General features: G+C 50.1%; 15 protein-coding genes and 7 pseudogenes. 15 read left to right on the top strand and 7 right to left on the bottom strand.

Annotated elements, in window-relative coordinates; genetic code table 11:
* Positions 1-77: 77 nt before the first annotated feature.
* The 3 genes from CE636_RS02590 to parM all read left to right on the top strand — a co-directional run bounded on the left by CE636_RS02590 (position 78) and on the right by parM (position 1,401).
* On the top strand, positions 78-710 hold the full coding sequence (locus CE636_RS02590) for a ParA family protein (RefSeq protein ID WP_017901447.1): 633 nt from the start codon (positions 78-80) through the stop codon (positions 708-710).
* On the top strand, positions 710-1,084 hold the full coding sequence (locus CE636_RS02595; protein ID WP_017901448.1) for a hypothetical protein: 375 nt from the start codon (positions 710-712) through the stop codon (positions 1,082-1,084). Before CE636_RS02590 ends, CE636_RS02595 begins: the two co-directional genes overlap by 1 nt.
* Before the next feature lie 239 nt (positions 1,085-1,323).
* Positions 1,324-1,401 carry a plasmid segregation protein ParM domain-containing protein gene (gene parM, locus CE636_RS02600; protein ID WP_223621988.1) on the top strand — a complete coding sequence of 26 codons (78 nt, stop codon included), beginning with the start codon at positions 1,324-1,326 and terminating at the stop codon, positions 1,399-1,401.
* 41 nt (positions 1,402-1,442) lie between these two features.
* On the opposite strand, the gene CE636_RS02605 is transcribed toward parM, so the two are convergent.
* Entirely contained in the window at positions 1,443-2,396 is a 954-nt protein-coding gene (locus CE636_RS02605; protein ID WP_074469027.1) for an IS5 family transposase, read from the bottom strand.
* A 61-nt stretch (positions 2,397-2,457) separates the two neighbouring features.
* A complete protein-coding gene (locus CE636_RS02610; RefSeq protein ID WP_004201125.1) occupies positions 2,458-2,784 on the bottom strand; it encodes a C2H2-type zinc finger protein in 327 nt (108 codons plus the stop codon).
* Positions 2,785-2,965: 181 nt separating this feature from the next.
* Here CE636_RS02610 and CE636_RS02615 point away from each other — a divergent pair, with 181 nt between their 5' ends.
* Positions 2,966-3,244: a hypothetical protein gene (locus CE636_RS02615; RefSeq protein ID WP_017900922.1), complete on the top strand. Its 279-nt coding sequence runs from the start codon at positions 2,966-2,968 to the stop codon at positions 3,242-3,244.
* 262 nt (positions 3,245-3,506) lie between these two features.
* Here CE636_RS02615 and CE636_RS02620 read toward each other — a convergent pair.
* Positions 3,507-4,118, bottom strand: a pseudogene (locus tag CE636_RS02620) (Rpn family recombination-promoting nuclease/putative transposase); the annotation flags it as partial.
* A 58-nt stretch (positions 4,119-4,176) separates the two neighbouring features.
* On the opposite strand from CE636_RS02620, the gene CE636_RS02625 reads away from it, so the two are divergent.
* The gene (locus CE636_RS02625; protein WP_032492056.1) at positions 4,177-4,881 is read left to right on the top strand and encodes an IS6-like element IS26 family transposase; all 705 of its coding nucleotides are present in this window, start codon (positions 4,177-4,179) and stop codon (positions 4,879-4,881) included.
* A 56-nt stretch (positions 4,882-4,937) separates the two neighbouring features.
* Positions 4,938-7,550, top strand: a pseudogene (locus tag CE636_RS02630) (Tn3 family transposase); the annotation flags it as partial.
* A gap of 97 nt (positions 7,551-7,647) precedes the next feature.
* Here the strand turns inward: CE636_RS02630 and CE636_RS02635 are convergent.
* Positions 7,648-7,995, bottom strand: a pseudogene (locus tag CE636_RS02635) (Tn3 family transposase); the annotation flags it as partial.
* Positions 7,996-9,276: 1,281 nt separating this feature from the next.
* On the opposite strand from CE636_RS02635, the gene CE636_RS02645 reads away from it, so the two are divergent.
* The 5 genes and pseudogenes from CE636_RS02645 to CE636_RS02670 all read left to right on the top strand — a co-directional run.
* The gene (locus CE636_RS02645) at positions 9,277-9,468 is read left to right on the top strand and encodes a Rop family plasmid primer RNA-binding protein (RefSeq protein WP_001041614.1); all 192 of its coding nucleotides are present in this window, start codon (positions 9,277-9,279) and stop codon (positions 9,466-9,468) included.
* A gap of 1,499 nt (positions 9,469-10,967) precedes the next feature.
* Positions 10,968-12,230 (top strand): IS1380-like element ISEcp1 family transposase, encoded by a 1,263-nt coding sequence (locus CE636_RS02655; RefSeq protein ID WP_000608644.1) that lies wholly within the window; start codon positions 10,968-10,970, stop codon positions 12,228-12,230.
* A 249-nt stretch (positions 12,231-12,479) separates the two neighbouring features.
* Positions 12,480-13,355, top strand: coding sequence for an extended-spectrum class A beta-lactamase CTX-M-14 (locus CE636_RS02660; RefSeq protein ID WP_001617865.1), 876 nt, complete (start codon positions 12,480-12,482; stop codon positions 13,353-13,355).
* A 34-nt stretch (positions 13,356-13,389) separates the two neighbouring features.
* The gene (locus CE636_RS02665; protein ID WP_013362812.1) at positions 13,390-14,358 is read left to right on the top strand and encodes an IS5-like element IS903B family transposase; all 969 of its coding nucleotides are present in this window, start codon (positions 13,390-13,392) and stop codon (positions 14,356-14,358) included.
* Positions 14,359-14,414: 56 nt separating this feature from the next.
* Positions 14,415-15,512 (top strand): annotated as a pseudogene (locus CE636_RS02670) (TonB-dependent receptor domain-containing protein); the annotation flags it as partial.
* A 793-nt stretch (positions 15,513-16,305) separates the two neighbouring features.
* On the opposite strand, the pseudogene CE636_RS02680 reads toward CE636_RS02670, so the two are convergent.
* Positions 16,306-16,548, bottom strand: a pseudogene (locus CE636_RS02680) (TetR/AcrR family transcriptional regulator C-terminal domain-containing protein); the annotation flags it as partial.
* A gap of 58 nt (positions 16,549-16,606) precedes the next feature.
* Here CE636_RS02680 and CE636_RS02685 point away from each other — a divergent pair.
* The 3 genes from CE636_RS02685 to CE636_RS02695 all read left to right on the top strand — a co-directional run bounded on the left by CE636_RS02685 (position 16,607) and on the right by CE636_RS02695 (position 19,657).
* Positions 16,607-17,311 (top strand): IS6-like element IS26 family transposase, encoded by a 705-nt coding sequence (locus CE636_RS02685; RefSeq protein WP_001067855.1) that lies wholly within the window; start codon positions 16,607-16,609, stop codon positions 17,309-17,311.
* 29 nt (positions 17,312-17,340) lie between these two features.
* A complete protein-coding gene (locus tag CE636_RS02690; protein ID WP_223807724.1) occupies positions 17,341-18,735 on the top strand; it encodes a penicillin-binding transpeptidase domain-containing protein in 1,395 nt (464 codons plus the stop codon).
* A gap of 64 nt (positions 18,736-18,799) precedes the next feature.
* Entirely contained in the window at positions 18,800-19,657 is an 858-nt protein-coding gene (locus CE636_RS02695; protein WP_012477595.1) for a class A beta-lactamase LAP-2, read from the top strand.
* Between the two features lie 48 nt (positions 19,658-19,705).
* On the opposite strand, the pseudogene CE636_RS02700 reads toward CE636_RS02695, so the two are convergent.
* A pseudogene (locus tag CE636_RS02700) lies at positions 19,706-20,859 on the bottom strand (IS3 family transposase).
* 394 nt (positions 20,860-21,253) lie between these two features.
* Here CE636_RS02700 and CE636_RS02705 point away from each other — a divergent pair.
* Positions 21,254-21,910: a quinolone resistance pentapeptide repeat protein QnrS1 gene (locus CE636_RS02705; RefSeq protein ID WP_001516695.1), complete on the top strand. Its 657-nt coding sequence runs from the start codon at positions 21,254-21,256 to the stop codon at positions 21,908-21,910.
* 318 nt (positions 21,911-22,228) lie between these two features.
* Here the strand turns inward: CE636_RS02705 and CE636_RS02710 are convergent.
* Positions 22,229-22,657: pseudogene (locus CE636_RS02710) on the bottom strand (recombinase family protein); the annotation flags it as partial.
* Between the last annotated feature and the right edge of the window lie 264 nt (positions 22,658-22,921).

A 22,921-nucleotide genomic window follows, 5' to 3' on the forward strand; every position in this document is an offset into this window, starting at 1 on the left:
GGAAGAGTTACTTTCCTAACCTCAATCAGGTTTATACTAATGTTTGCTGCAAGATAGCAGCAAGTAAAGGGGGCTAGATGGCCTGGATAGTTGGTTTTATTTCCCAGAAAGGTGGTGTGGGCAAAAGCACTAAGGCGAGAGCGTTAGCGCGTGAAGCATCCGCCTGTGGCATCAAAACAAAATTAGCTGACCTCGACCTGGAACAGGCAACGAGTGCTGAGTGGCACCGCCGACGTCTGTCAGCTGGTTTACCACCGGTTGCTTCAGTCGAAGTATTTTCAACAGCAAAGCAGGCCATAGAATCTGCCGGCGAGTTTGATCTTCTCATTCTTGATGGACCAGCTCGTGCAAGCAAAGGGACTTCGGAAATTGCTAAGGTGGCCGACCTTATCGTCCAGCCAACGGGGGCTTCCCTTGACGATCTTGTCCCGGCAATTAAAGTTTTCAACGCGCTGGTAAAAGAAGGCGTGCCACGTTCAAAACTGGTCTTTGCTTTAAGCCGTGTAGGTACCGAAGCGGAAGAGCTGGATGCTCGTGCATATATCAGTGAGGCGGGTTATGAAACTTTAGCTGGATGTCTTTTTGAGAAGCCAGCTTACAGAAAAGCGATGAACTCAGGACTTGCAGTGACAGAAACACGCTATAAAGGTTTAAACGAGAGAGCTGATGAACTTATCCAGGCGCTCATCGATAAGATTGGAGAAGAGTAATGGCTGATGCATCAAAACTTAAAACTAAAAGAGCCCGTGGTGGGCTGGGTGTACCCCCAGGCCCTGACGAAGTGGCTACCAGCCTGAACGCGCCTGAGATAGCTCCTGCAGTCGCTGCCACTGATGTACAGATACAGCAGGCGGACTTATCGCCAGTGCACCATGATCCTGTGGGTACACAAACAGTGACCGAGGCATATACCCGCCGCGATGGCCGTTCTGCCAGAAAAACAAACAGGACGCTGGCATTTGCAACACGTGTCACACCTGCTTTCGACCAGGAGATCAGGGATATCGCAGAGCGTGAGGGGTTGAAACTGGTGGAAGTTCTGGAAAAAGCAGTTGAGGCATATAAGGAAAAACAGGGATACTAATCCGGAATGCAGCAATCTTGCTGCATCCTTTTTACCGTTGCAATCTTGCGGCAAGATTTATGCTAGCTAAATGCTAGATTGCTGCAAGATAAATGATATAATACTCAAACTGAGTAATTAAACGACCCGGTGAAGTACGCAGTTTGAGTGCTTACCTGCGGTTTGTGAACGTATTTACTCAATGTGAGTAGTTATGGGGTGAAGGTGAATACTCAAACTGAGTATCAATGGAGATAGGTATGAAAATTTTTTGCGATGATGGTTCTACAAACGTGAAACTTGCCTGGTTTGAAGGGAAGACGGGCTTTGTTGAATAAATCAGATTTCGGGTAAGTCTCCCCCGTAGCGGGTTGTGTTTTCAGGCAATACGCACGCTTTCAGGCATACCTGCTTTCGTCATTTTGTTCAGCGCTCGTACCAGGGCCATAGCCTCCGCAACCCGCAGCGTCAGTGAACCCCCGAACAGCTGTTTTACCCGGTACATCGCCGTTTCCGCTATCGAGCGACGGTTGTAATCTGTTGTCCATTTCCACCGCGCATTACTCCCGGTCATTCGCTGATTAGCCACTGCACGGTTACGGTCTGCATATTCACCGGGCCAGTAACCCGCACCTTTTCGGGGCGGGATAAGCGCGCTGATTTTCTTACGCCGCAGTTCATCGTGACAGAGCCGGGTATCGTAAGCGCCATCGGCGGCGGCTGACCTGATTTTCCGGTGGGTTTGCCGGATTAACCCGGGGAAGGCCTCTGAGTCCGTAACGTTGTTCAGCGACAGGTCAGCGCAGATGATTTCATGTGTTTTACTGTCAACGGCGAGATGCAGCTTACGCCATATACGACGGCGTTCCTGGCCATGCTTTTTGACTTTCCATTCGCCTTCACCAAAGACCTTCAGCCCGGTGGAATCAACCACCAGATGCGCGATTTCACCCCGGGTGAACGTTTTGAAACTGACATTAACCGACTTTGCCCGCCTGCTGACACTGGTGTAATCCGGGCAGCGCAACGGAACATTCATCAGTGTAAAAATGGAATCAATAAAACCCTGTGCAGCCCGCAGGGTCAACCTGAACACGCGTTTAATGACCAGAACGGTGGTGATGGCGAGATCAGAATAGCGCTGAGGTCTTCCCCGTGATGAAGGCGTTGCCGACTCATACCAGGCCTGAATAGCTTCATCATCCAGCCAGAAAGTTATGGAGCCACGGTTGATGAGGGCTTTATTGTAGGTGGGCCAGTTGGTGATTCTGAACTTTTGCTTTGCCACGGAACGGTCTGCGTTGTCGGGAAGATGCGTGATCTGATCCTTCAACTCAGCAAAAGTTCGATTTATTCAACAAAGCCCATTAGATCTGCTTTTGCCAAAAAAACGGCTAGTTTTTTCTGGATTTACCCAAACCAAAGGCACCGGCATTCACTATAAACGAGGCCTTTCTGATCGGCGTATCGATATCAAATATGGGGTTTTCAGCACGCCTTCTTTCAAAGTACTTATTTCTCTCCGATTCATTTTTAAAAGCGCTACCTGTCCTTGCAATCCTCTCCTGAATAAGCATCTTTTCATGCTCAGCCTTTTTGGTTGAGTTGGCCTTAGCGAGATTCTTTTCAAGGGATTTCGTATGCTTTTTTATATGCTTTCTCAACCTAGCTTTATGGCCAAATGAGAGTTTACATATCGGACAAGTGAATAATTCTTCCATAAGCTTCATGAGTGTAAGGGGAAGGTTATATTTACCATAGCATTCCTTGTCCGAACTGCCATGCGATGGTCCACCGGGGCAATGAGGCAAAGCCGTTGTCTGTGGAAGCACTACGCGGCATGATGAGCGTCGCCAGTTGCACACCGGCAAAGACGTGAAACACTTTTAACCGGAGCCAGTCATGCGCGTTGCCGAAAGCATCATCCTCGATGCCCTCACTCGCGGAGGATGCATTAAAACCTTTTACCGCATATCCTCACGGCAGGCTGCTGAATCGGCCACGCGGATACCTGAGGGGTATATTCTGGAGTCGCCCGGCGAGCGGGAAGATATTGTGCTCAGCCATGCGGACTTTCATGCACTGGAGAAGCAGCTGGAGCAGAAGGAAACCTGGGAGCAGGTGGTCGGTGTGACCTGTTTTGGTGGGGCAACCTGGCAGCTGAGAGCCGGGTCCGTGTGATGAGTGGCTGAGGTACCGAAATAATTCTTTTATTTCAGCAGTGGCATTTCTGCAGTCCACGACTACAGTCTTCTCACCGGATGCATTGTGACTGTCCCACACTCCGGGGATTTGCTCCCTTTGACGAACCACAATTGTGTCCGGCCAGCCTTTCACGCTGGCTTTTTTTCGCACAACTCTGTTCAGACTGAGTCTGAATGGTCATCTCCCTGCCCTGCCCGTTTACGCTGATGGCCAGACAGGGAGCGCCAGGAAAGAATGGTTAGTGGCGGATCTGCGCCAGGTCGTCTTCCGTCAGGCCGGTCATTTTCATAACGGTATTGCGGTCAATGCCGTTATGCAGCATGGTACGGGCAATTTTCAGAGTGGCCTGACGCTCACCTTCTGAACGGCCCTTTTCAATACCCCGCTGTTCACCGAGCTGGATGCCCTGCTCAATCCCCTTCTGGATACCCTTCTGCTCAAGCTGTTGTGCGATGGTCATGAGTGCGTCTCCGTGTTGCGGCACACGCTGTGCCAGTTCGCGTACAAAGGCTTCGGCGTCAGCTGTCTCGCCTGCCTGGAGTATATAGTGTACCAGCGATATGACCTGGGATGAAGACAGATAGCCGGCCAGCAAAATGGGCGCCAGCCGGTCAACCAGTTCAGCGAGGTCGCGCTGGTGAATATGTTTCTGCAGTAAGGTCAGAGCGGCCATACTGCGGTGGCCGGCGATGTCATCATCCGGAATAACGGTCACATCAACCAGCGGGAAAGCGCCGCTGTAGAGTGTGCCTGCCAGCGCCGGGTCGTCAAACTCATCCAGCCAGCGGGTGGAATACGGATACGGGCTGCGTTTACCGGTATAGAACAGGACCGGTATCACCAGGGGCACTGTTGCAAATAGTCGGTGGTGATAAACTTATCATCCCCTTTTGCTGATGGAGCTGCACATGAACCCATTCAAAGGCCGGCATTTTCAGCGTGACATCATTCTGTGGGCCGTACGCTGGTACTGCAAATACGGCATCAGTTACCGTGAGCTGCAGGAGATGCTGGCTGAACGCGGAGTGAATGTCGATCACTCCACGATTTACCGCTGGGTTCAGCGTTATGCGCCTGAAATGGAAAAACGGCTGCGCTGGTACTGGCGTAACCCTTCCGATCTTTGCCCGTGGCACATGGATGAAACCTACGTGAAGGTCAATGGCCGCTGGGCGTATCTGTACCGGGCCGTCGACAGCCGGGGCCGCACTGTCGATTTTTATCTCTCCTCCCGTCGTAACAGCAAAGCTGCATACCGGTTTCTGGGTAAAATCCTCAACAACGTGAAGAAGTGGCAGATCCCGCGATTCATCAACACGGATAAAGCGCCCGCCTATGGTCGCGCGCTTGCTCTGCTCAAACGCGAAGGCCAGTGCCCGTCTGACGTTGAACACCGACAGATTAAGTACCGGAACAACGTGATTGAATGCGATCATGGCAAACTGAAACGGATAATCGGCGCCACGCTGGGATTTAAATCCATGAAGACGGCTTACGCCACCATCAAAGGTATTGAGGTGATGCGTGCACTACGCAAAGGCCAGGCCTCAGCATTTTATTATGGTGATCCCCTGGGCGAAATGCGCCTGGTAAGCAGAGTTTTTGAAATGTAAGGCCTTTGAATAAGACAAAAGGCTGCCTCATCGCTAACTTTGCAACAGTGCCTGTCCGCGCCTGGCTCAGTAATGAACGTCCCGGCCTGATGTTTGATTTCGCCACAGCATGGCTGCTTCAGCACAAGGTGCTGTTGCCCGCCGCGTCCACCCTGACCAGGATCATTGGTGAAATCCGTGAGCGGGCAAATCGCCGCCTGTGGCGAAAGCTGGCATCGCTACCTGACAGCTGGCAGACCGCACAACTGGCAGGGTTACTTGAGATCCCTGAAGGGCAGCGGATGTCGGTTATGGAGCAGCTACGCAAAGGTCCTGTAACGGTTAGTGGGCCGTCTTTTACGGAAGCGCTGGAACGTTATACCCGACTGAGAAACCTGGAGTTTTCCCGGCTGAATTTTAGCGGGCTGCCGGCCATACAACTGCGTAATCTGGCCCGCTACGCCGGCATGGCATCAGCAAGGTATATCGCCAGAATGCCGGAAGCACGGCGGCTGGCTGTGCTGACCGCATTTGTTAAAGCGCAGGAAATAGCCGCCCTGGATGAAGCCGTTGATGTGCTTGATATGCTGATCCTGGACATCGCCCGTGAGGCAAAGAAAACGGGGCAGAAAAAGCGGCTCAGGACGCTGAAAGATCTCGATCGGGCAGCACTACTGCTGGCGCGGGCCTGTGCGCTTCTGCTTGACGAAAATACTGATGAGAGTGCGTTGCGAAAGACCATATTCAAAAGCGTGCCGGTCGCAAGGATTGCGGAGTCTGTTGATAAAGTTAATGAGCTGGCCCGCCCGCATAATACAAATTTTCAGGATGAAATGGTGGAGCAGTACGGCCGGGTGAAGCGCTTCCTTCCTGCGCTTCTGCGCGACCTGCACTTTTGTGCTGCTCCTGACGGTGAGCATACCCTGGCTGCTGTCCATTACCTTACCGAACTGAACGGTTCGAAAAAACGCATACTGGACGATGCGCCTGAACACATCATCACCGGCCCCTGGAAACGTCTGGTCTATGATACTGATGGCCGTATACAACGCGCCGGCTACTCACTGTGCCTGCTGGAACGTCTTCAGGATGCAATGCGTCGTCGTGATATCTGGCTGGAAAACAGCGACCGCTGGGGCGATCCGCGCCGGAAGCTGCTTCAGGGCAGGGAATGGCAGGCTCAGCGTGTGGCCGTCTGTCGTGCGCTGGGACACCCCACTGACGGCAGAAAAGCGGTACAACAGCTGGCAGCGCAACTGGATGAGACCTGGAAAACGGTATCGCGTCGCTTTGACTGTAATGATGCCGTGAGCATCTGTCATAACGGTAAGTATCCTTCCCTGACTGTCAGCAGCCTGGAAAAACTCGATGAGCCGCCTGCGCTGACACAGCTGAGCAGCCGGGTGAAACAGCTTCTCCCGCCCGTGGATTTAACCGAACTGCTGCTCGAAATCGACGCCAGAACCGGTTTTACCCGTGAGTTTACGCACGTCAGTGAATCAGAAGCCAGAGCAAAGGATCTTCACGTCAGCCTGTGTGCCGTTCTGCTGGCCGAGGCCTGTAATATCGGGCATGAGCCACTGATAAAACACAATATACCGGCACTGACCCGCCACCGGCTCAGCTGGGTGAAACAGAATTACCTCCGGGCAGAAACACTGGTCAGCGCCAATGCCCGGCTGGTTGATTTTCAGTCCACGCTGGAGCTTGCCGGCCACTGGGGCGGTGGCGAGGTGGCTTCAGCTGACGGCATGCGCTTTGTCACGCCGGTGAAAACGCTCAACGCCGGACCGAACAAAAAATATTTTGGTTCAGGGCGTGGCATCACCTGGTACAACTTCATTTCAGATCAGTACACCGGGTTCCACGGTATTGTCATTCCCGGCACATTACGCGACTCCATTTTTGTGCTGGAAGGTCTTCTGGAACAGCAGACAGGGCTGAATCCGGTCGAAATTATGACAGACACGGCCGGTGCCAGTGACATCATTTTTGGCCTGTTCTGGCTGCTGGGATATCAGTTTTCTCCCCGGCTGGCTGATGCCGGTGAAGCCGTATTCTGGCGGATCGACAAAAACGCCCATTACGGCGCACTAGATGAACTGGCAAGAGGATGCGTGGAGTTAACCAGGATTGAAAACCACTGGGATGAAATGATGCGGGCATCCGGTTCCCTGAAACTGGGCACCATCCACGCATCGGAGCTTATCCGTTCTCTGCTCAGAAGTACCCGCCCGTCAGGGCTGGCGCAGGCGATCATGGAGGTCGGGCGGGTCAACAAGACATTGTACCTGCTTAATTATATCGATGATGAGGATTATCGCCGCCGTATTCTGACGCAACTGAACCGGGGAGAAGGCCGTCATGCTGTGGCCAGAGCCATCTGTTACGGTCAGCGCGGTGAGATCAGGAAGCGTTACCGCGAGGGGCAGGAAGACCAGCTGGGCGCGCTGGGTCTGGTCACTAACGCCGTGGTGCTGTGGAACTCACTCTATATGCAGGAAGCACTTTCGCATATAAGGACAACCACGGGCGAAACACCGGATGATGAACATATTGCCCGGCTGTCACCGTTGATGCACGGGCATATCAATATGCTGGGGCATTACACATTCACGCTGCCGGAGGATATTCTGAAGGGAGAGCTTCGCCCTTTAAATATTAATATAAACAATGAAGTATCTTCTTAACGTGGTTTTTTACATCATTGACCTTCAAACCCCTGATCTGTTCGTCGGAAAAACGCTTCTTCATGGGGATGTCCTCATGTGGCTTATGAAGACATTACTAACATCGGGGTGTACTAATCAACGGGGAGCAGGTCAACCTTTCTACTTTAGCTGGCCTCAGCCGACGAAACTTACCGGAGGCCGGTATTCTGTTGTTTTTCCAGATGTAATCGCCTGTCAGATTGATATGCTCCCAGCCTAACGGCGACAAATGTGACAGCAGTTGCTCGTTGATCTTCACCCCTTTACGCTTCAGGGCATCGACCGCTCTTTCCATATACACTGTATTCCACAGCGAGATAGTTGCTGTCAGCAGCGTCAGTCCACTGGCGCGGTAGCTCTGATTTTCCGGTTTACGATCCCTGATTTCACCCAGACGGTGCAGGAATACCGCGCGCGCTAGAGAGAGCTCCCATCGCTGCGCGACGGGCCCCAACCGGAGAACCAAGTTAGTTACAGCATTCAAATGAAAATTCATCATAAAACCGGCGCCGGTTTGCCGGCCAGGAGCCCCTCCCCACCACTGAAAAGCGCCGCCCAACCCCGGCCAACGGCCGGGGTAATGCATCGCTTTAAAATGATGGATGTTGTAACTATGTTTTGTGGTTGCTGTTGGAGATGTGGCTTTGAGTTCTGGTGTACACGCTCGTAAGCGGCCCTCACGGCCCGCTAACGCGGAGATACGCCCCGACTGCGGCTCGCGCCTTGTCGTGACCACTCCGACCGCGCACAGCAGCTTCTGTAGCGTTTTGAGCTAGGTTGTTTTGGGCTTAGCAGGGTGGGGGATTATTACGGCTGAAGCCGTAATGCTTTTTTCGTCCTCGCTTCGCTGCGGGGGTCTCCGGCGCACAGCGCCTCCCATGCGCTGTCGCGCATTTTAAAACCTCCGTGAGTAATGTATTACCAGCCTTATAAATTCAATAAAATCATGTGATTGTGGTAAAATAGCACAGGAGGTTATGACCGGAGGTCGTTATGCGTGTAGCTGACCGCATTATCATGGATACCCTTGTACGCGGAGGATGCATTAAAACCTTTTATCGTATGTGCGCAAAGAAAGCCGCTCAGTCACAAACGCGCATACCTGACGGGTAGGGGGCCGCTTGGAATTCGGAAATTATCCTACGTTAAGCTTTTCAAGCTTAACGGGTGATTTCGTTCAATTGAGTGGAAACCCCTGACCGTAAGGGATGTACGGAACTATCAGACTGTCCGTTTCTGGTTTTGCCTACTTTCGTACAGATCGGTGGCATGGTGTACGTAATCGCTCGGTTTCGGACGCAGAAATGGCATAGCACCGCCACTTGGGCAGTTTGCTAACAGTTGATGGTTAAAAAACAGCCTTAGCGTAGGATATTTTCCCTTTCCCAAGCGGACCCCAAGAGGGAGCCACCAGGGGGAAACGCCTGGTATCTTTATAGTCCTGTCGGGTTTCGCCACCACTGATTTGAGCGTCAGATTTCGTGATGCTTGTCAGGGGGGCGGAGCCTATGGAAAAACGGCTTTGCCGCGGCCTTATCGTATCCCTGTTAAGTTTCTTCCTGGCATCCACCAGGAAATAAATTTCCGCCCCATTAGTAAGCCTGCACCGCTCGCCGCAGCCGAACGACCGAGCGCAGCGAGTCAGTGAGCGAGGAAGCGGAAAACCATCAGAACGTACAGTAAGCACTTTCGCGCCGGGGCCTTCATGAACAAACAACAAAAGACAGCCGTTAACATGGCTAAATTCATCCAGGATCAGTCCCTGCTTCTTCTGGACAGGCTTAATGAGCTGGATCTGGATCATGAGGCTGATTTCTGCGAGAAACTCCATGAGGATGCGGAACGCCTTTACCGAAGCCTGTCAGCGCGCCTGAATGAGCAGCAGGACGGTGCGTAATGGCTCCGTTCTGGGTATTACCGGAGTAATACCGGCATTGCCTTAATTTTCATTGTGTTAGCGCTTAACATTATTACCCCGGTAATACCCAGAATCCCTGTATTTTTTCTTTTTTATTTATTTTTCATGAAGTTGCGATGAAAATCGCAGCTGCGTTAGGTGTATGACCATTTAAGGGTTAAAAAATCATCATTTTTGGTAGGGCGCTCTCCGTAGGTTAAGGGTTATTTGGCTATAAAGCGTCCTATTCTTTGATGGTCATGCAAGCATGACCATCTGAGCAACCAAAAACTACAGATAAACTACAAAAAACGTTTTGCATTAGTGATGGCAGACTACAAAAAAACTACAAGAAAACTACAAGAAAACTACAAAAAACGTGGCAGACTACTAATAGACTACAAGAAAACTACAGATAAACTACAAAGTAACTACCGGATTACCTCAGATCCGTTCCCTGAACCATTCGTACATCGACCCCCTTCCTGAACGTGCTGAAAACGGGTTTTCCGGCTGCGCCGGCAACGCCTCACGGCCACGCAATAAATTGCGTCCCCGTTCACCGTTTTCGGATAGGAAGAACGCCGGAAACAGGACTTACCCTGGCTGAATGGCGTGAATTTCCGCGCTATGCACTTGCGTGCATACTCATGCATGCCGTAAAAACAGAGCCAGCGCGTTTCTGGCGGATTTTCGGGTGGTTTGTTGCCTGTTTTACCGGTTTCCCGTCAGAAACGCCCTGAGGCCGTTTTCGCGGTGCGCGTAATGAGACGTTATGGTAAATCTCTAAAGGCAATATTTCCCGTCCCTTGGAGCGAACTACTCTGTATTTGATCTTTGGTGTTGATACCCCGCTGCTTGCAGAGGGGGTATTCATTATCGTTGTTGTTTGCTGTAATTGTCTAAAATATATTTGGGGATAGATACGGGTACACATTCAGCAGATATTATGTTTTTCCCGGATATATTATGATAAATGTCTTTGTTTGCAATGATTTCATCTTTGACTTCAATGCATTCTTCATTCAGAATGAAGGTGTTAACAACATTGTCTTTCATTCCCAAATCTGCTAATTCTGAAGAACAACTTGCAATATTATTCGTGTTAAAACAAGTTGTTAGTATTATTGCGTATATGTATGGCATTAAATAAACCTATTTAAAAAAGTACGGAATGATAGTGATCTTGTTCGGAAATATACTAGTCAGACTTTAAGTCTCAGGGATATGAACCTAGAACATCGTTGTATTAACTTGTTTGAGTGTTCCAATCCTGAATATTGATGTTATTTGAGTATAAAGGAAACATAATACCTAGATTCTACGTCAGTACTTCAAAAAGCATAATCAAAGCCTTGATAAATATGCATTCCTTCGAAATTCAGCTTTCACCCATTGGGTGAAAGAAAAGTGCTCAAAAATATGTTAAATTATCAGCTTTTATGACTCGATATATGGTAAAATAATAGTAAGAAAAGTAGTAAAAAGGGGTTCTAATTATGATTAATAAAATTGATTTCAAAGCTAAGAATCTAACATCAAATGCAGGTCTTTTTCTGCTCCTTGAGAATGCAAAAAGCAATGGGATTTTTGATTTTATTGAAAATGACCTCGTATTTGATAATGACTCAACAAATAAAATCAAGATGAATCATATAAAGACCATGCTCTGCGGTCACTTCATTGGCATTGATAAGTTAGAACGTCTAAAGCTACTTCAAAATGATCCCCTCGTCAACGAGTTTGATATTTCCGTAAAAGAACCTGAAACAGTGTCACGGTTTCTAGGAAACTTCAACTTCAAGACAACCCAAATGTTTAGAGACATTAATTTTAAAGTCTTTAAAAAACTGCTCACTAAAAGTAAATTGACATCCATTACGATTGATATTGATAGTAGTGTAATTAACGTAGAAGGTCATCAAGAAGGTGCGTCAAAAGGATATAATCCTAAGAAACTGGGAAACCGATGCTACAATATCCAATTTGCATTTTGCGACGAATTAAAAGCATATGTTACCGGATTTGTAAGAAGTGGCAATACTTACACTGCAAACGGTGCTGCGGAAATGATCAAAGAAATTGTTGCTAACATCAAATCAGACGATTTAGAAATTTTATTTCGAATGGATAGTGGCTACTTTGATGAAAAAATTATCGAAACGATAGAATCTCTTGGATGCAAATATTTAATTAAAGCCAAAAGTTATTCTACACTCACCTCACAAGCAACGAATTCATCAATTGTATTCGTTAAAGGAGAAGAAGGTAGAGAAACTACAGAACTGTATACAAAATTAGTTAAATGGGAAAAAGACAGAAGATTTGTCGTATCTCGCGTACTGAAACCAGAAAAAGAAAGAGCACAATTATCACTTTTAGAAGGTTCCGAATACGACTACTTTTTCTTTGTAACAAATACTACCTTGCTTTCTGAAAAAGTAGTTATATACTATGAAAAGCGTGGTAATGCTGAAAACTATATCAAAGAAGCCAAATACGACATGGCGGTGGGTCATCTCTTGCTAAAGTCATTTTGGGCGAATGAAGCCGTGTTTCAAATGATGATGCTTTCATATAACCTATTTTTGTTGTTCAAGTTTGATTCCTTGGACTCTTCAGAATACAGACAGCAAATAAAGACCTTTCGTTTGAAGTATGTATTTCTTGCAGCAAAAATAATCAAAACCGCAAGATATGTAATCATGAAGTTGTCGGAAAACTATCCGTACAAGGGAGTGTATGAAAAATGTCTGGTATAATAAGAATATCATCAATAAAATTGAGTGTTGCTCTGTGGATAACTTGCAGAGTTTATTAAGTATCATTGCAGCAAAGATGAAATCAATGATTTATCAAAAATGATTGAAAGGTGGTTGTAAATAATGTTACAATGTGTGAGAAGCAGTCTAAATTCTTCGTGAAATAGTGATTTTTGAAGCTAATAAAAAACACACGTGGAATTTAGGGAATACTGATGTAACACGGATTGACCGTATTGGGAGTTTGAGATGGTGACAAAGAGAGTGCAACGGATGATGTTCGCGGCGGCGGCGTGCATTCCGCTGCTGCTGGGCAGCGCGCCGCTTTATGCGCAGACGAGTGCGGTGCAGCAAAAGCTGGCGGCGCTGGAGAAAAGCAGCGGAGGGCGGCTGGGCGTCGCGCTCATCGATACCGCAGATAATACGCAGGTGCTTTATCGCGGTGATGAACGCTTTCCAATGTGCAGTACCAGTAAAGTTATGGCGGCCGCGGCGGTGCTTAAGCAGAGTGAAACGCAAAAGCAGCTGCTTAATCAGCCTGTCGAGATCAAGCCTGCCGATCTGGTTAACTACAATCCGATTGCCGAAAAACACGTCAACGGCACAATGACGCTGGCAGAACTGAGCGCGGCCGCGTTGCAGTACAGCGACAATACCGCCATGAACAAATTGATTGCCCAGCTCGGTGGCCCGGGAGGCGTGACGGCTTTTGCCCGCGCGATCGGCGATGAGACGTTTCGTCTGGATCGCACTGAACCTACGCTGAATACCGCCATTCCCGGCGACCCGAGAGACACCACCACGCCGCGGGCGATGGCGCAGACGTTGCGTCAGCTTACGCTGGGTCATGCGCTGGGCGAAACCCAGCGGGCGCAGTTGGTGACGTGGCTCAAAGGCAATACGACCGGCGCAGCCAGCATTCGGGCCGGCTTACCGACGTCGTGGACTGTGGGTGATAAGACCGGCAGCGGCGACTACGGCACCACCAATGATATTGCGGTGATCTGGCCGCAGGGTCGTGCGCCGCTGGTTCTGGTGACCTATTTTACCCAGCCGCAACAGAACGCAGAGAGCCGCCGCGATGTGCTGGCTTCAGCGGCGAGAATCATCGCCGAAGGGCTGTAACTGGTTTTGTTGAATAAATCGAACTTTTGCTGAGTTGAAGGATCAGATCACGTATCTTCCCGACAACGCAGACCGTTCCGTGGCAAAGCAAAAGTTCAAAATCACCAACTGGCCCACCTACAATAAAGCCCTCATCAACCGTGGCTCCATAACTTTCTGGCTGGATGATGAAGCTATTCAGGCCTGGTATGAGTCAGCAACACCTTCTTCACGAGGCAGACCTCAGCGCTATTCTGACCTTGCCATCACGACTGTGCTGGTCATTAAACGCGTATTCAGGCTGACCCTGCGCGCTGCGCAGGGCTTTATTGATTCCATTTTTTCTCTGATGAACGTTCCGCTACGCTGCCCGGATTACAGCTGTGTCAGCAGGCGGGCAAAGTCGGTTAATATCAGTTTCAAAACGCCCACCCGGGGTGAAATCGCACACCTGGTAATTGATTCCACCGGGCTGAAGGTCTTCGGTGAAGGCGAGTGGAAAGTCAAAAAGCATGGCCAGGAACGCCGTCGTATATGGCGTAAGCTGCATCTGGCAGTTGACAGTAAAACACATGAAATCATCTGCGCTGACCTGTCGCTGAACAACGTTACGGACTCAGAGGCCTTCCCCGGGTTAATCCGGCAAACCCACCGGAAAATCAGGTCAGCCGCCGCCGATGGAGCTTACGATACCCGGCTCTGTCACGATGAACTGCGGCGTAAGAAAATCAGCGCGCTTATCCCGCCCCGAAAAGGTGCGGGTTACTGGCCCGGTGAATATGCAGACCGTAACCGTGCAGTGGCTAATCAGCGAATGACCGGGAGTAATGCGCGGTGGAAATGGACAACAGATTACAACCGTCGCTCGATAGCGGAAACGGCGATGTACCGGGTAAAACAGCTGTTCGGGGGTTCACTGACGCTGCGTGACTACGATGGTCAGGTTGCGGAGGCTATGGCCCTGGTACGAGCGCTGAACAAAATGACGAAAGCAGGTATGCCTGAAAGCGTGCGTATTGCCTGAAAACACAACCCGCTACGGGGGAGACTTACCCGAAATCTGATTTATTCAACAAAGCCACGCGCTGGACACACCACGATGACAGCGGTTTTATCCCTTACGCCATCACCACCGGCCTTGATTACGAGGCGATGACCGAACAGCGCAAAGGCTATGAGAACTTTGTTTATCAGAACGGCGTTTACGATCTCGGCACCAAAGGTGATATGCGACGTAACGAACGTAACCTGATGTGGAACCTCGATCCCTACATTCAAACGCACTGGCAGCTCACCTCAGCCCTGGGGCTGGACGCCGGGGCGCGCTATAGCTCGGTATGGTTTGATTCCAACGATCGTTATGTTGTAGGTAAAAATGGTGATGATAGCGGCGAAGCGAGCTATCACAAGTGGCTTCCGGCGGCAGCGCTGAAGTATGCCATGACGCCGCAGTGGAACGTTTACCTCTCTGCCGGGAGGGGATTTGAAACGCCGACCATTAACGAGCTGTCCTATCGTCCCGATGGTCAGTCCGGGCTTAACTTTGCTCTGCAACCGGCCACTAACACCACCGTTGAAGCAGGCAGTAAATGGCAGGTGGGCACCGGGATGGCGAGCCTGAGCGTCTTCAATACGGACACGAAAAATGAAATTGTCGTTGCCGCCAGCGACAATGGCCGTACGTCCTATCAGAACGCGGGCAAGACGCGCCGCCGCGGGGTCGAACTGGGATGGGATCAGCAATTTGCGCCCGCCTGGCGCGCCAAACTGGCGTGGACGCTGCTGGATGCGACCTACCGTGAAAACGCCGGCGATGCTATTCAGAGCGGCAATCGGATCCCGGGGATTGCACGTAATAGCGCCTATGCCTCCTTTGGCTGGGTGCCGGAAGAGGGATGGTACGCTGGCGCTGAAGTCCGCTATATGAGCGATATTCAGGTCAACGATGCCAATAGCGAGCAGGCTCCAGCCTATACGGTGACGGCACTGAATACCGGCTATAAATATGTGCTAGATAACTGGACCGTCGACCTCTATACGCGCGTTGATAACCTGTTTGATAAGCGCTACGTCGGCTCTGTTATCGTCAACGAGAGCAACGGACGCTATTATGAACCGGCGCCGGGCCGTAACTATGGCGTTGGGCTATCGGTCAGCTATCAGTTTGATTCGCTGTAACAATACGGCTGCCGGAGAGTGCTATTGAGGTGAGGCTCCGGCAGCGGGTAAAGGCGTTGATTCCTGGATAATAAATATCACAAGGATATTGGTTAACTATTTATTTTTAAATAATTTCTTGAGATCTGACGTTGGACGTCGTAGTCTCTTGCCATGTAAACGAAAAAACCACCTTGCAGGGTGGTTTTTCGAAGGTTCAGTAAACCGGCAAGTTTCTGAACCGTGGTAACAGTCTTGTGCGAGACGTCACCAAATCTGTCCTTTTAGTGTAGCCTCAGTCTGGCCACCACTTCAAGAACTCTCGATACATCTCTCGCACATCCTGTTTACCAGTGGCCGCTGCCAGTGGCGTTAAGTCGTGTCTTTCCGGGTTGGACTCAAGACGATAGTTACCGGAAAAGGCGCAGCGGTCGGGCTGAACGGGGGGTTCTTGCATACAGCCCAGCTTGGAGCGAACTGTCTAAACGGAACGGGGCGTGGTGATTTAGGTAAAGCTTCCACCACTACACGGATGCCGCAGGACGGGAACAGGAGAGCGCAAGAGGGGGGCCGCTTGGAATTCGGAAATTATCCTACGTTAAGCTTTTCAAGCTTAACGGGTGATTTCGTTCAATTGAGTGGAAACCCCTGACCGTAAGGGATGTACGGAACTATCAGACTGTCCGTTTCTGGTTTTGCCTACTTTCGTACAGATCGGTGGCATGGTGTACGTAATCGCTCGGTTTCGGACGCAGAAATGGCATAGCACCGCCACTTGGGCAGTTTGCTAACAGTTGATGGTTAAAAAACAGCCTTAGCGTAGGATATTTTCCCTTTCCCAAGCGGACCCCTGCAACAGTGCCGTAAGCTGCACCTCAAACCCCCGGATCAGGCTCTCCAGGCCATGCAGAAAGGCCTGCTCACCATCATCACTGTCCATAATCTGCAGCGCTTCCCGCAATAGCGGCGGCAGGTTTTCGTCCGGTGCTGCAGGGCGGTCGGTCAGGGCGGCAGTATGCTCCTGCTGCTCCAGTACGGCACCAAGGGTAAAAGGCACTGTTGCAAATAGTCGGTGGTGATAAACTTATCATCCCCTTTTGCTGATGGAGCTGCACATGAACCCATTCAAAGGCCGGCATTTTCAGCGTGACATCATTCTGTGGGCCGTACGCTGGTACTGCAAATACGGCATCAGTTACCGTGAGCTGCAGGAGATGCTGGCTGAACGCGGAGTGAATGTCGATCACTCCACGATTTACCGCTGGGTTCAGCGTTATGCGCCTGAAATGGAAAAACGGCTGCGCTGGTACTGGCGTAACCCTTCCGATCTTTGCCCGTGGCACATGGATGAAACCTACGTGAAGGTCAATGGCCGCTGGGCGTATCTGTACCGGGCCGTCGACAGCCGGGGCCGCACTGTCGATTTTTATCTCTCCTCCCGTCGTAACAGCAAAGCTGCATACCGGTTTCTGGGTAAAATCCTCAACAACGTGAAGAAGTGGCAGATCCCGCGATTCATCAACACGGATAAAGCGCCCGCCTATGGTCGCGCGCTTGCTCTGCTCAAACGCGAAGGCCGGTGCCCGTCTGACGTTGAACACCGACAGATTAAGTACCGGAACAACGTGATTGAATGCGATCATGGCAAACTGAAACGGATAATCGGCGCCACGCTGGGATTTAAATCCATGAAGACGGCTTACGCCACCATCAAAGGTATTGAGGTGATGCGTGCACTACGCAAAGGCCAGGCCTCAGCATTTTATTATGGTGATCCCCTGGGCGAAATGCGCCTGGTAAGCAGAGTTTTTGAAATGTAAGGCCTTTGAATAAGACAAAAGGCTGCCTCATCGCTAACTTTGCAACAGTGCCACTTCGCAGAACTATTCAAGATAATTCGGACAAGGAATTCCTGTTTCTGAAGAAAAAGTCGCCCCTGTCATTGTCCAGGGCCGTGTCACAGCTGCATCTGCCGGGCATAAGTCAGAAATACAATGAAAATCGCTACTATCCGCTGGGTGAGGCATCAGCCTCGCTCATTGGTGTGACCGGTGCCGAAAATAGAGGGCTGAGTGGTATTGAGCAGAGCTTTAACACCGTTCTGAGAAAGGACTTCGGGGTGAAAAAAATACGCAAAAACGCCAGGGGGGGCGTCATCAGCGTGATCCAGTATGACGCTCCGGAAACTGCACCGGCGATCAGGCTGAGTATTGACAGTGTGCTTCAGTATATTGTTTACAGCCGGTTAAGGGAGGGGGTCGAGCAACATCACGCCCAGTCAGGCGCTGCGGTGCTTGTCAGCGTAAACACCGGCGAAATTCTGGCTATGGCATCCTATCCGTCGTTTAATCCCAACCGTTTTTCCGGTGCCACTTCCGCTGAAATGCGTAACGTGGCGATTAATGACAGCTTTGAGCCGGGTTCAACGGTTAAACCCTTCGTCATTCTTGAAGGCCTGCGCCGCCATATTATCAGCAGCAGCACGCTTCTTGACACAAGGCCGTTCAGGGTTGACGGCCATCTTATCCGGGACGTGGGATACTGGCCGGCGCTGACGCCGACCGGCATACTTCAGAAATCCAGTGATACCGGAGTTTCACATATTGCCCTGGCGATGCCTTCGGATGCGCTGGTAAAAACGTATTCATCCTTCGGGCTGGGAAAACCGACAGGGCTGGGCCTTCCCGGTGAAAGTACTGGTTACTTTCCGTTCAGTCGCCATCGATGGGCTGATATTGAGCGCGCCACCTTCGCTTTTGGCTACGGCCTCCGGGTAACCCCGCTCCAGTTAGCCAGAGCCTATGCCACTCTCGGGGCCTGTGGCGTTTATCATCCGTTATCCGTTACACGGTTATCCGCGCCGGTGTACGGTGAGCAGGTGGCGGACCCGAAGCTTGCCGATGCTGTAATCAGAATGATGGAAAGTGATGTGTTACCCGGCGGAAGTGGCGTAAGGGCAGCTGTACCGGGCTACCGTCTGGCAATAAAAACCGGAACCGCAGAGAAGTTAGGTGCCGGTGGAAAATATGACGGGGGGCATATTACCTATACGGCAGGCGTCGCGCCGGCGAGCCGTCCTGAAGTGGCACTGGTTGTGGTTATTAACAATCCCAAAGCGGGACAGCATTTTGGTGGCTCAGTGGCGGCGCCTGTCTTCGGCCAGATTATCGGTCCGGTGCTTACCCGGCTGAAGATTGCACCGGATGCTTTACGTGCTCCGGTGGTACACCGACAGTCCGGCTGAACAGAGCCTGTTTACTCATTATTTATCTATTATTACTTAACTTAATTTTAAAAAGGATATTAATATGAAAAAGATCCGCCTTATTATAATCTCTTTACTGGCTGGAATGTGTACTCCAGCATTATCTACACCAGTCAATGTTACTGATACAATACAAAGCACAGAAGACCATATCAAAGGTCGGGTTGGTTTTACTGAAATAGACTTTTTATCCGGGAAGGTTCTGAGTAGTCATCGCCGTGAAGAACGTTTTCCTATGATGAGCACATTCAAAGTTTTGTTATGTGGAGCAATATTAGTACGTGTTGATAAAGGGCTTGAACAACTTGAACGCCGAATTACCTATAATAAGCATGACCTGGACGACTATTCTCCACTAACCAGTCAGCACATTGCAGATGGAATGACGGTTTCTGAGTTATGCAATGCTGCCATTACCACCAGTGATAACACTGCTGCAAATTTATTGCTATCAACTATTGGCGGGCCGGAGGGATTAACTCATTTTCTGCGTAGCACTGGTGATAGTTATACAAGGCTTGATCGACACGAACCCAGCCTTAATGAGGCGAAGCCTGGCGATGAGCGTGATACCACCACTCCGGCAGCGATGGCTCAAACGCTACAAAAATTGTTAAACGAAAGTGTACTTACAGAAAAATCTCGAAAAAAATTAATAAGCTGGATGCAGGAAGATAAAGTCGGCGGGCCTCTGTTCCGCTCTGTACTGCCAGCTGGCTGGATGATAGCGGATAAAACAGGAGCAGGTGATCACGGATCTCGGGGCATCGTTGCACTGTTGGGCCCCGGAGGCAAGCCATCTCGTATAGTAGTCCTGTATATTACAAATACTCATTCATCTATGAATGAACTCAACGAGCATATTGCAGGGATCGGAGATTCAGTAATTAAGAACTGGTAATATATTTACAGTGGATTTGACCCTATATATCCAGACGTTTTTGCTCTCTTACGGTTGCGATAACTTCCTGCGTATATATTCCCGTGGTGAGCGATATCCCAGTGCACTATGCGGATGATGTTCGTTGTAATGACTGAACGCCACCGCCAGATTCATCACCGCTGCCTCGCTGTCCGGTTTCGGCATGATGCTGATGTAGTCCCGTTTTATCGTCATCACGAAGCTTTCTGCTATGCCATTGCTTTCCGGGCTTCGCACTGCTGTCGTACAAGGCTCCAGTCCCAGCAACCGGGCGAACGCCGGCACTGTTGGCAACTGCCTTCCGAAGCGTTTTTCCACCGCACCCAGCATGACATCCTGCACCGTTTCTTTGTCATAGCCTCCGGTGCTCGCTGCCCAGTCAATGATCTCCCTGTCGCAGCAGTCCTGCGCGAAGGTCACCCGCAGCTTTTCGCCATTATCACAGCGGAACTCAAAGCCATCTGAGCACCAGCGCCGGTTACTTTCCGCTACTGCTACGCGCCCCTTATGGGCCCGCTTACGGCAAGGATCAGCGGGTTTACGTTCAAGAAGCAGATTATGCGTTCTCATAATGCGATACACCCGCTTTGCATTAACCACAGGCAGGCCGTCCCGCTCCGACTCCCGTCGCAGCAGCGCCCACACACGGCGATAACCATACGTCGGCAGGTCAGCCACCGCCATGTTTATCCGGGACAATACGGTGGTATCGTCAGAACGGGGCTGCCGTCTGCGATCCTGTCAGTCAGATGGCCGGTGAACCCGAATGCTCAACTGCGCACGCGACACGCCAAGACTTCTGCAAACGTCGCTTATTCGTCGTTCCCAGGCAACGAGGGCGCATGCGCAATCCATTTTTTTGCCCGGCCGAACTCCACGGCCTCTTTGAGTATCTCGGCTTCCATCGTCTTTTTGCCCAGAAGGCGCTGGAGTTCGCGAATTTGCTTATTGGCGGCAGCGAGTTCGGAGGCCGGCACCACTTCCTCGCCCGATGCAACAGCCGTCAGTGAACCGTCTTAATATTGCTTGCGCCATTTGAATATCTGGTTTGCATTGATGCCATGCAGGCGCGCGACATGAGACACGGTCATACCGGGCTCCATAGTCTGCTGAATAATGGCAATTTTTTCCTGCGGTGTACGACGCCGACGCCGCTCAGGTCCTGATAACACTTCAACCATCTTATCGTTCTGACTGGTATTAAACATAGTTCCAAGACTACCTCTTATTTTAAGAGAGTCGAAGTGTCTGGTGATCTATGGGGCCAGTCTAGCCCTCTTCCAAGTGTAGGGAGATATAGTCAAAGTTTGCTTCTCCGCCGATGAGTCCGCCCTGCGTCGGATAGTCCGATTTTTTACCGGCGAAGCACGGCTCTCCTAACCCTATCTAAAGCGAATAACTTTTTTCAACAGGGCCGCGTGCCAATGCAAGAGCGATAGGCGCTCTACGCGCCAATTTGACCACTTAAAACAGGTAAATTGAGGGGTTGTAATGTGTTGATGTAACAGGCTTTTATTTTAATGTCTTGGCATATGTATAATGGTAGTCTAGCCCTCCTTTCAACAAGGAGTACTCATGGAAACCTACAATCATACATATCGGCACCACAACTTTTCACATAAAGACTTAAGTGATCTCACCTTCACCGCTTGCACATTCATTCGCAGCGACTTTCGACGTGCTAACTTGCGTGATACGACATTCGTCAACTGCAAGTTCATTGAACAGGGTGATATCGAAGGCTGCCACTTTGATGTCGCAGATCTTCGTGATGCAAGTTTCCAACAATGCCAACTTGCGATGGCAAACTTCAGTAATGCCAATTGCTACGGTATAGAGTTCCGTGCGTGTGATTTAAAAGGTGCCAACTTTTCCCGAACAAACTTTGCCCATCAAGTGAGTAATCGTATGTACTTTTGCTCAGCATTTATTTCTGGATGTAATCTTTCCTATGCCAATATGGAGAGGGTTTGTTTAGAAAAATGTGAGTTGTTTGAAAATCGCTGGATAGGAACGAACCTAGCGGGTGCATCACTGAAAGAGTCAGACTTAAGTCGAGGTGTTTTTTCCGAAGATGTCTGGGGGCAATTTAGCCTACAGGGTGCCAATTTATGCCACGCCGAACTCGACGGTTTAGATCCCCGCAAAGTCGATACATCAGGTATCAAAATTGCAGCCTGGCAGCAAGAACTGATTCTCGAAGCACTGGGTATTGTTGTTTATCCTGACTAATTGCTTTGATGTGTGATTTTAAACGCTCAAATTTATAAAACGAATAATATTGTCAACCTTGCAATAATAGACATAGGGACAACCATGTATAAATTTTTACCCTCAGGCGTCTTCACAATAGAGCCATATAGCAGTGGGTCACTTAGTGGGCTTAATTTTTCCATTAAAGATAATATTAATATTGCTCAGTATAAAACATCATATGGTAGCCCATCTTGGCAAGTAAACATAAGGCTGCCATTTATAAGGCACTGTTGCAAAAATGTGGAGGTGATAGGGGTACTACGCCGGAACCCCAGATTTTTCCGTCCGTTCAAATTATCCACGGTTGAGCAGCTTGATCCCGTCCGCCCGCAGTTGACCAACAGGGGAAATATGCCTGTACAAAGTTTGCCGGGTTATCCCAAGTTCCTGGCATAGCGTACTGACCTTTGTTTCTGATTGTCCCATTGATGCCATTGCCAGTCGCAGTTTGACTGGCGTCATTTTATAAGGTCGGCCGCCGTTCCGCCCACGGGCTCTTGCTGATGCCAGACCTGCAGTCGTTCTTTCAGCAATCAGTTCGCGCTCAAACTCCGCCAGTGCGGCAAAGATACCGAAGACAAGCTTGCCAGCGGCCGTTGTTGTGTCGATAGTCGCCCCGTGACCGGTCAGCACTTTCAGACCGGTCCCCCTCGCGGTCAGGTCGTGCACTGTATTAATGAGATGACGAAGATCACGACCGAGGCGGTCCAGCTTCCATACGACCGAGAGCATAAAAAATATTGGGGCAGCGTGAGCTATGCTGCCATCGCTGGTCCCTTCCCGTCACTTTGAAAACCCGGATACCAGCAGACAAATTTATCCTGCAGTTCGTTATTCAAAACGGCGGTCCGGGTCTGTAACAAATAATGAGCCCCTTTTCTGCTCCACTGCATCTGCTGCTTTTTGGCCATTCGTCTGGCGATCACTTCATTGATCGTGGATTCCACAAACGCGGTTGATACCGGCTCTCCGTACCGACGCATTTCG

The organism is Klebsiella sp. LY (genome assembly GCF_004010915.1).
GTDB lineage: Bacteria > Pseudomonadota > Gammaproteobacteria > Enterobacterales > Enterobacteriaceae > Klebsiella > Klebsiella quasipneumoniae.

Excerpts from the sequence above, each read along its gene's own strand:
- CE636_RS02705 (WP_001516695.1), top strand. The coding sequence starts at position 21,254 with ATGGAAACCTACAATCATACATATCGGCACCACAACTTTTCACATAAA.
- CE636_RS02610 (WP_004201125.1), bottom strand. The coding sequence starts at position 2,784 with ATGGAAGAATTATTCACTTGTCCGATATGTAAACTCTCATTTGGCCAT.
- CE636_RS02645 (WP_001041614.1), top strand. The coding sequence starts at position 9,277 with ATGAACAAACAACAAAAGACAGCCGTTAACATGGCTAAATTCATCCAG.
- CE636_RS02655 (WP_000608644.1), top strand. The coding sequence starts at position 10,968 with ATGATTAATAAAATTGATTTCAAAGCTAAGAATCTAACATCAAATGCA.
- CE636_RS02625 (WP_032492056.1), top strand. The coding sequence starts at position 4,177 with ATGAACCCATTCAAAGGCCGGCATTTTCAGCGTGACATCATTCTGTGG.
- parM (WP_223621988.1), top strand. The coding sequence starts at position 1,324 with ATGAAAATTTTTTGCGATGATGGTTCTACAAACGTGAAACTTGCCTGG.
- CE636_RS02590 (WP_017901447.1), top strand. The coding sequence starts at position 78 with ATGGCCTGGATAGTTGGTTTTATTTCCCAGAAAGGTGGTGTGGGCAAA.
- CE636_RS02595 (WP_017901448.1), top strand. The coding sequence starts at position 710 with ATGGCTGATGCATCAAAACTTAAAACTAAAAGAGCCCGTGGTGGGCTG.
- CE636_RS02615 (WP_017900922.1), top strand. The coding sequence starts at position 2,966 with ATGCGCGTTGCCGAAAGCATCATCCTCGATGCCCTCACTCGCGGAGGA.
- CE636_RS02660 (WP_001617865.1), top strand. The coding sequence starts at position 12,480 with ATGGTGACAAAGAGAGTGCAACGGATGATGTTCGCGGCGGCGGCGTGC.
- CE636_RS02695 (WP_012477595.1), top strand. The coding sequence starts at position 18,800 with ATGAAAAAGATCCGCCTTATTATAATCTCTTTACTGGCTGGAATGTGT.
- CE636_RS02685 (WP_001067855.1), top strand. The coding sequence starts at position 16,607 with ATGAACCCATTCAAAGGCCGGCATTTTCAGCGTGACATCATTCTGTGG.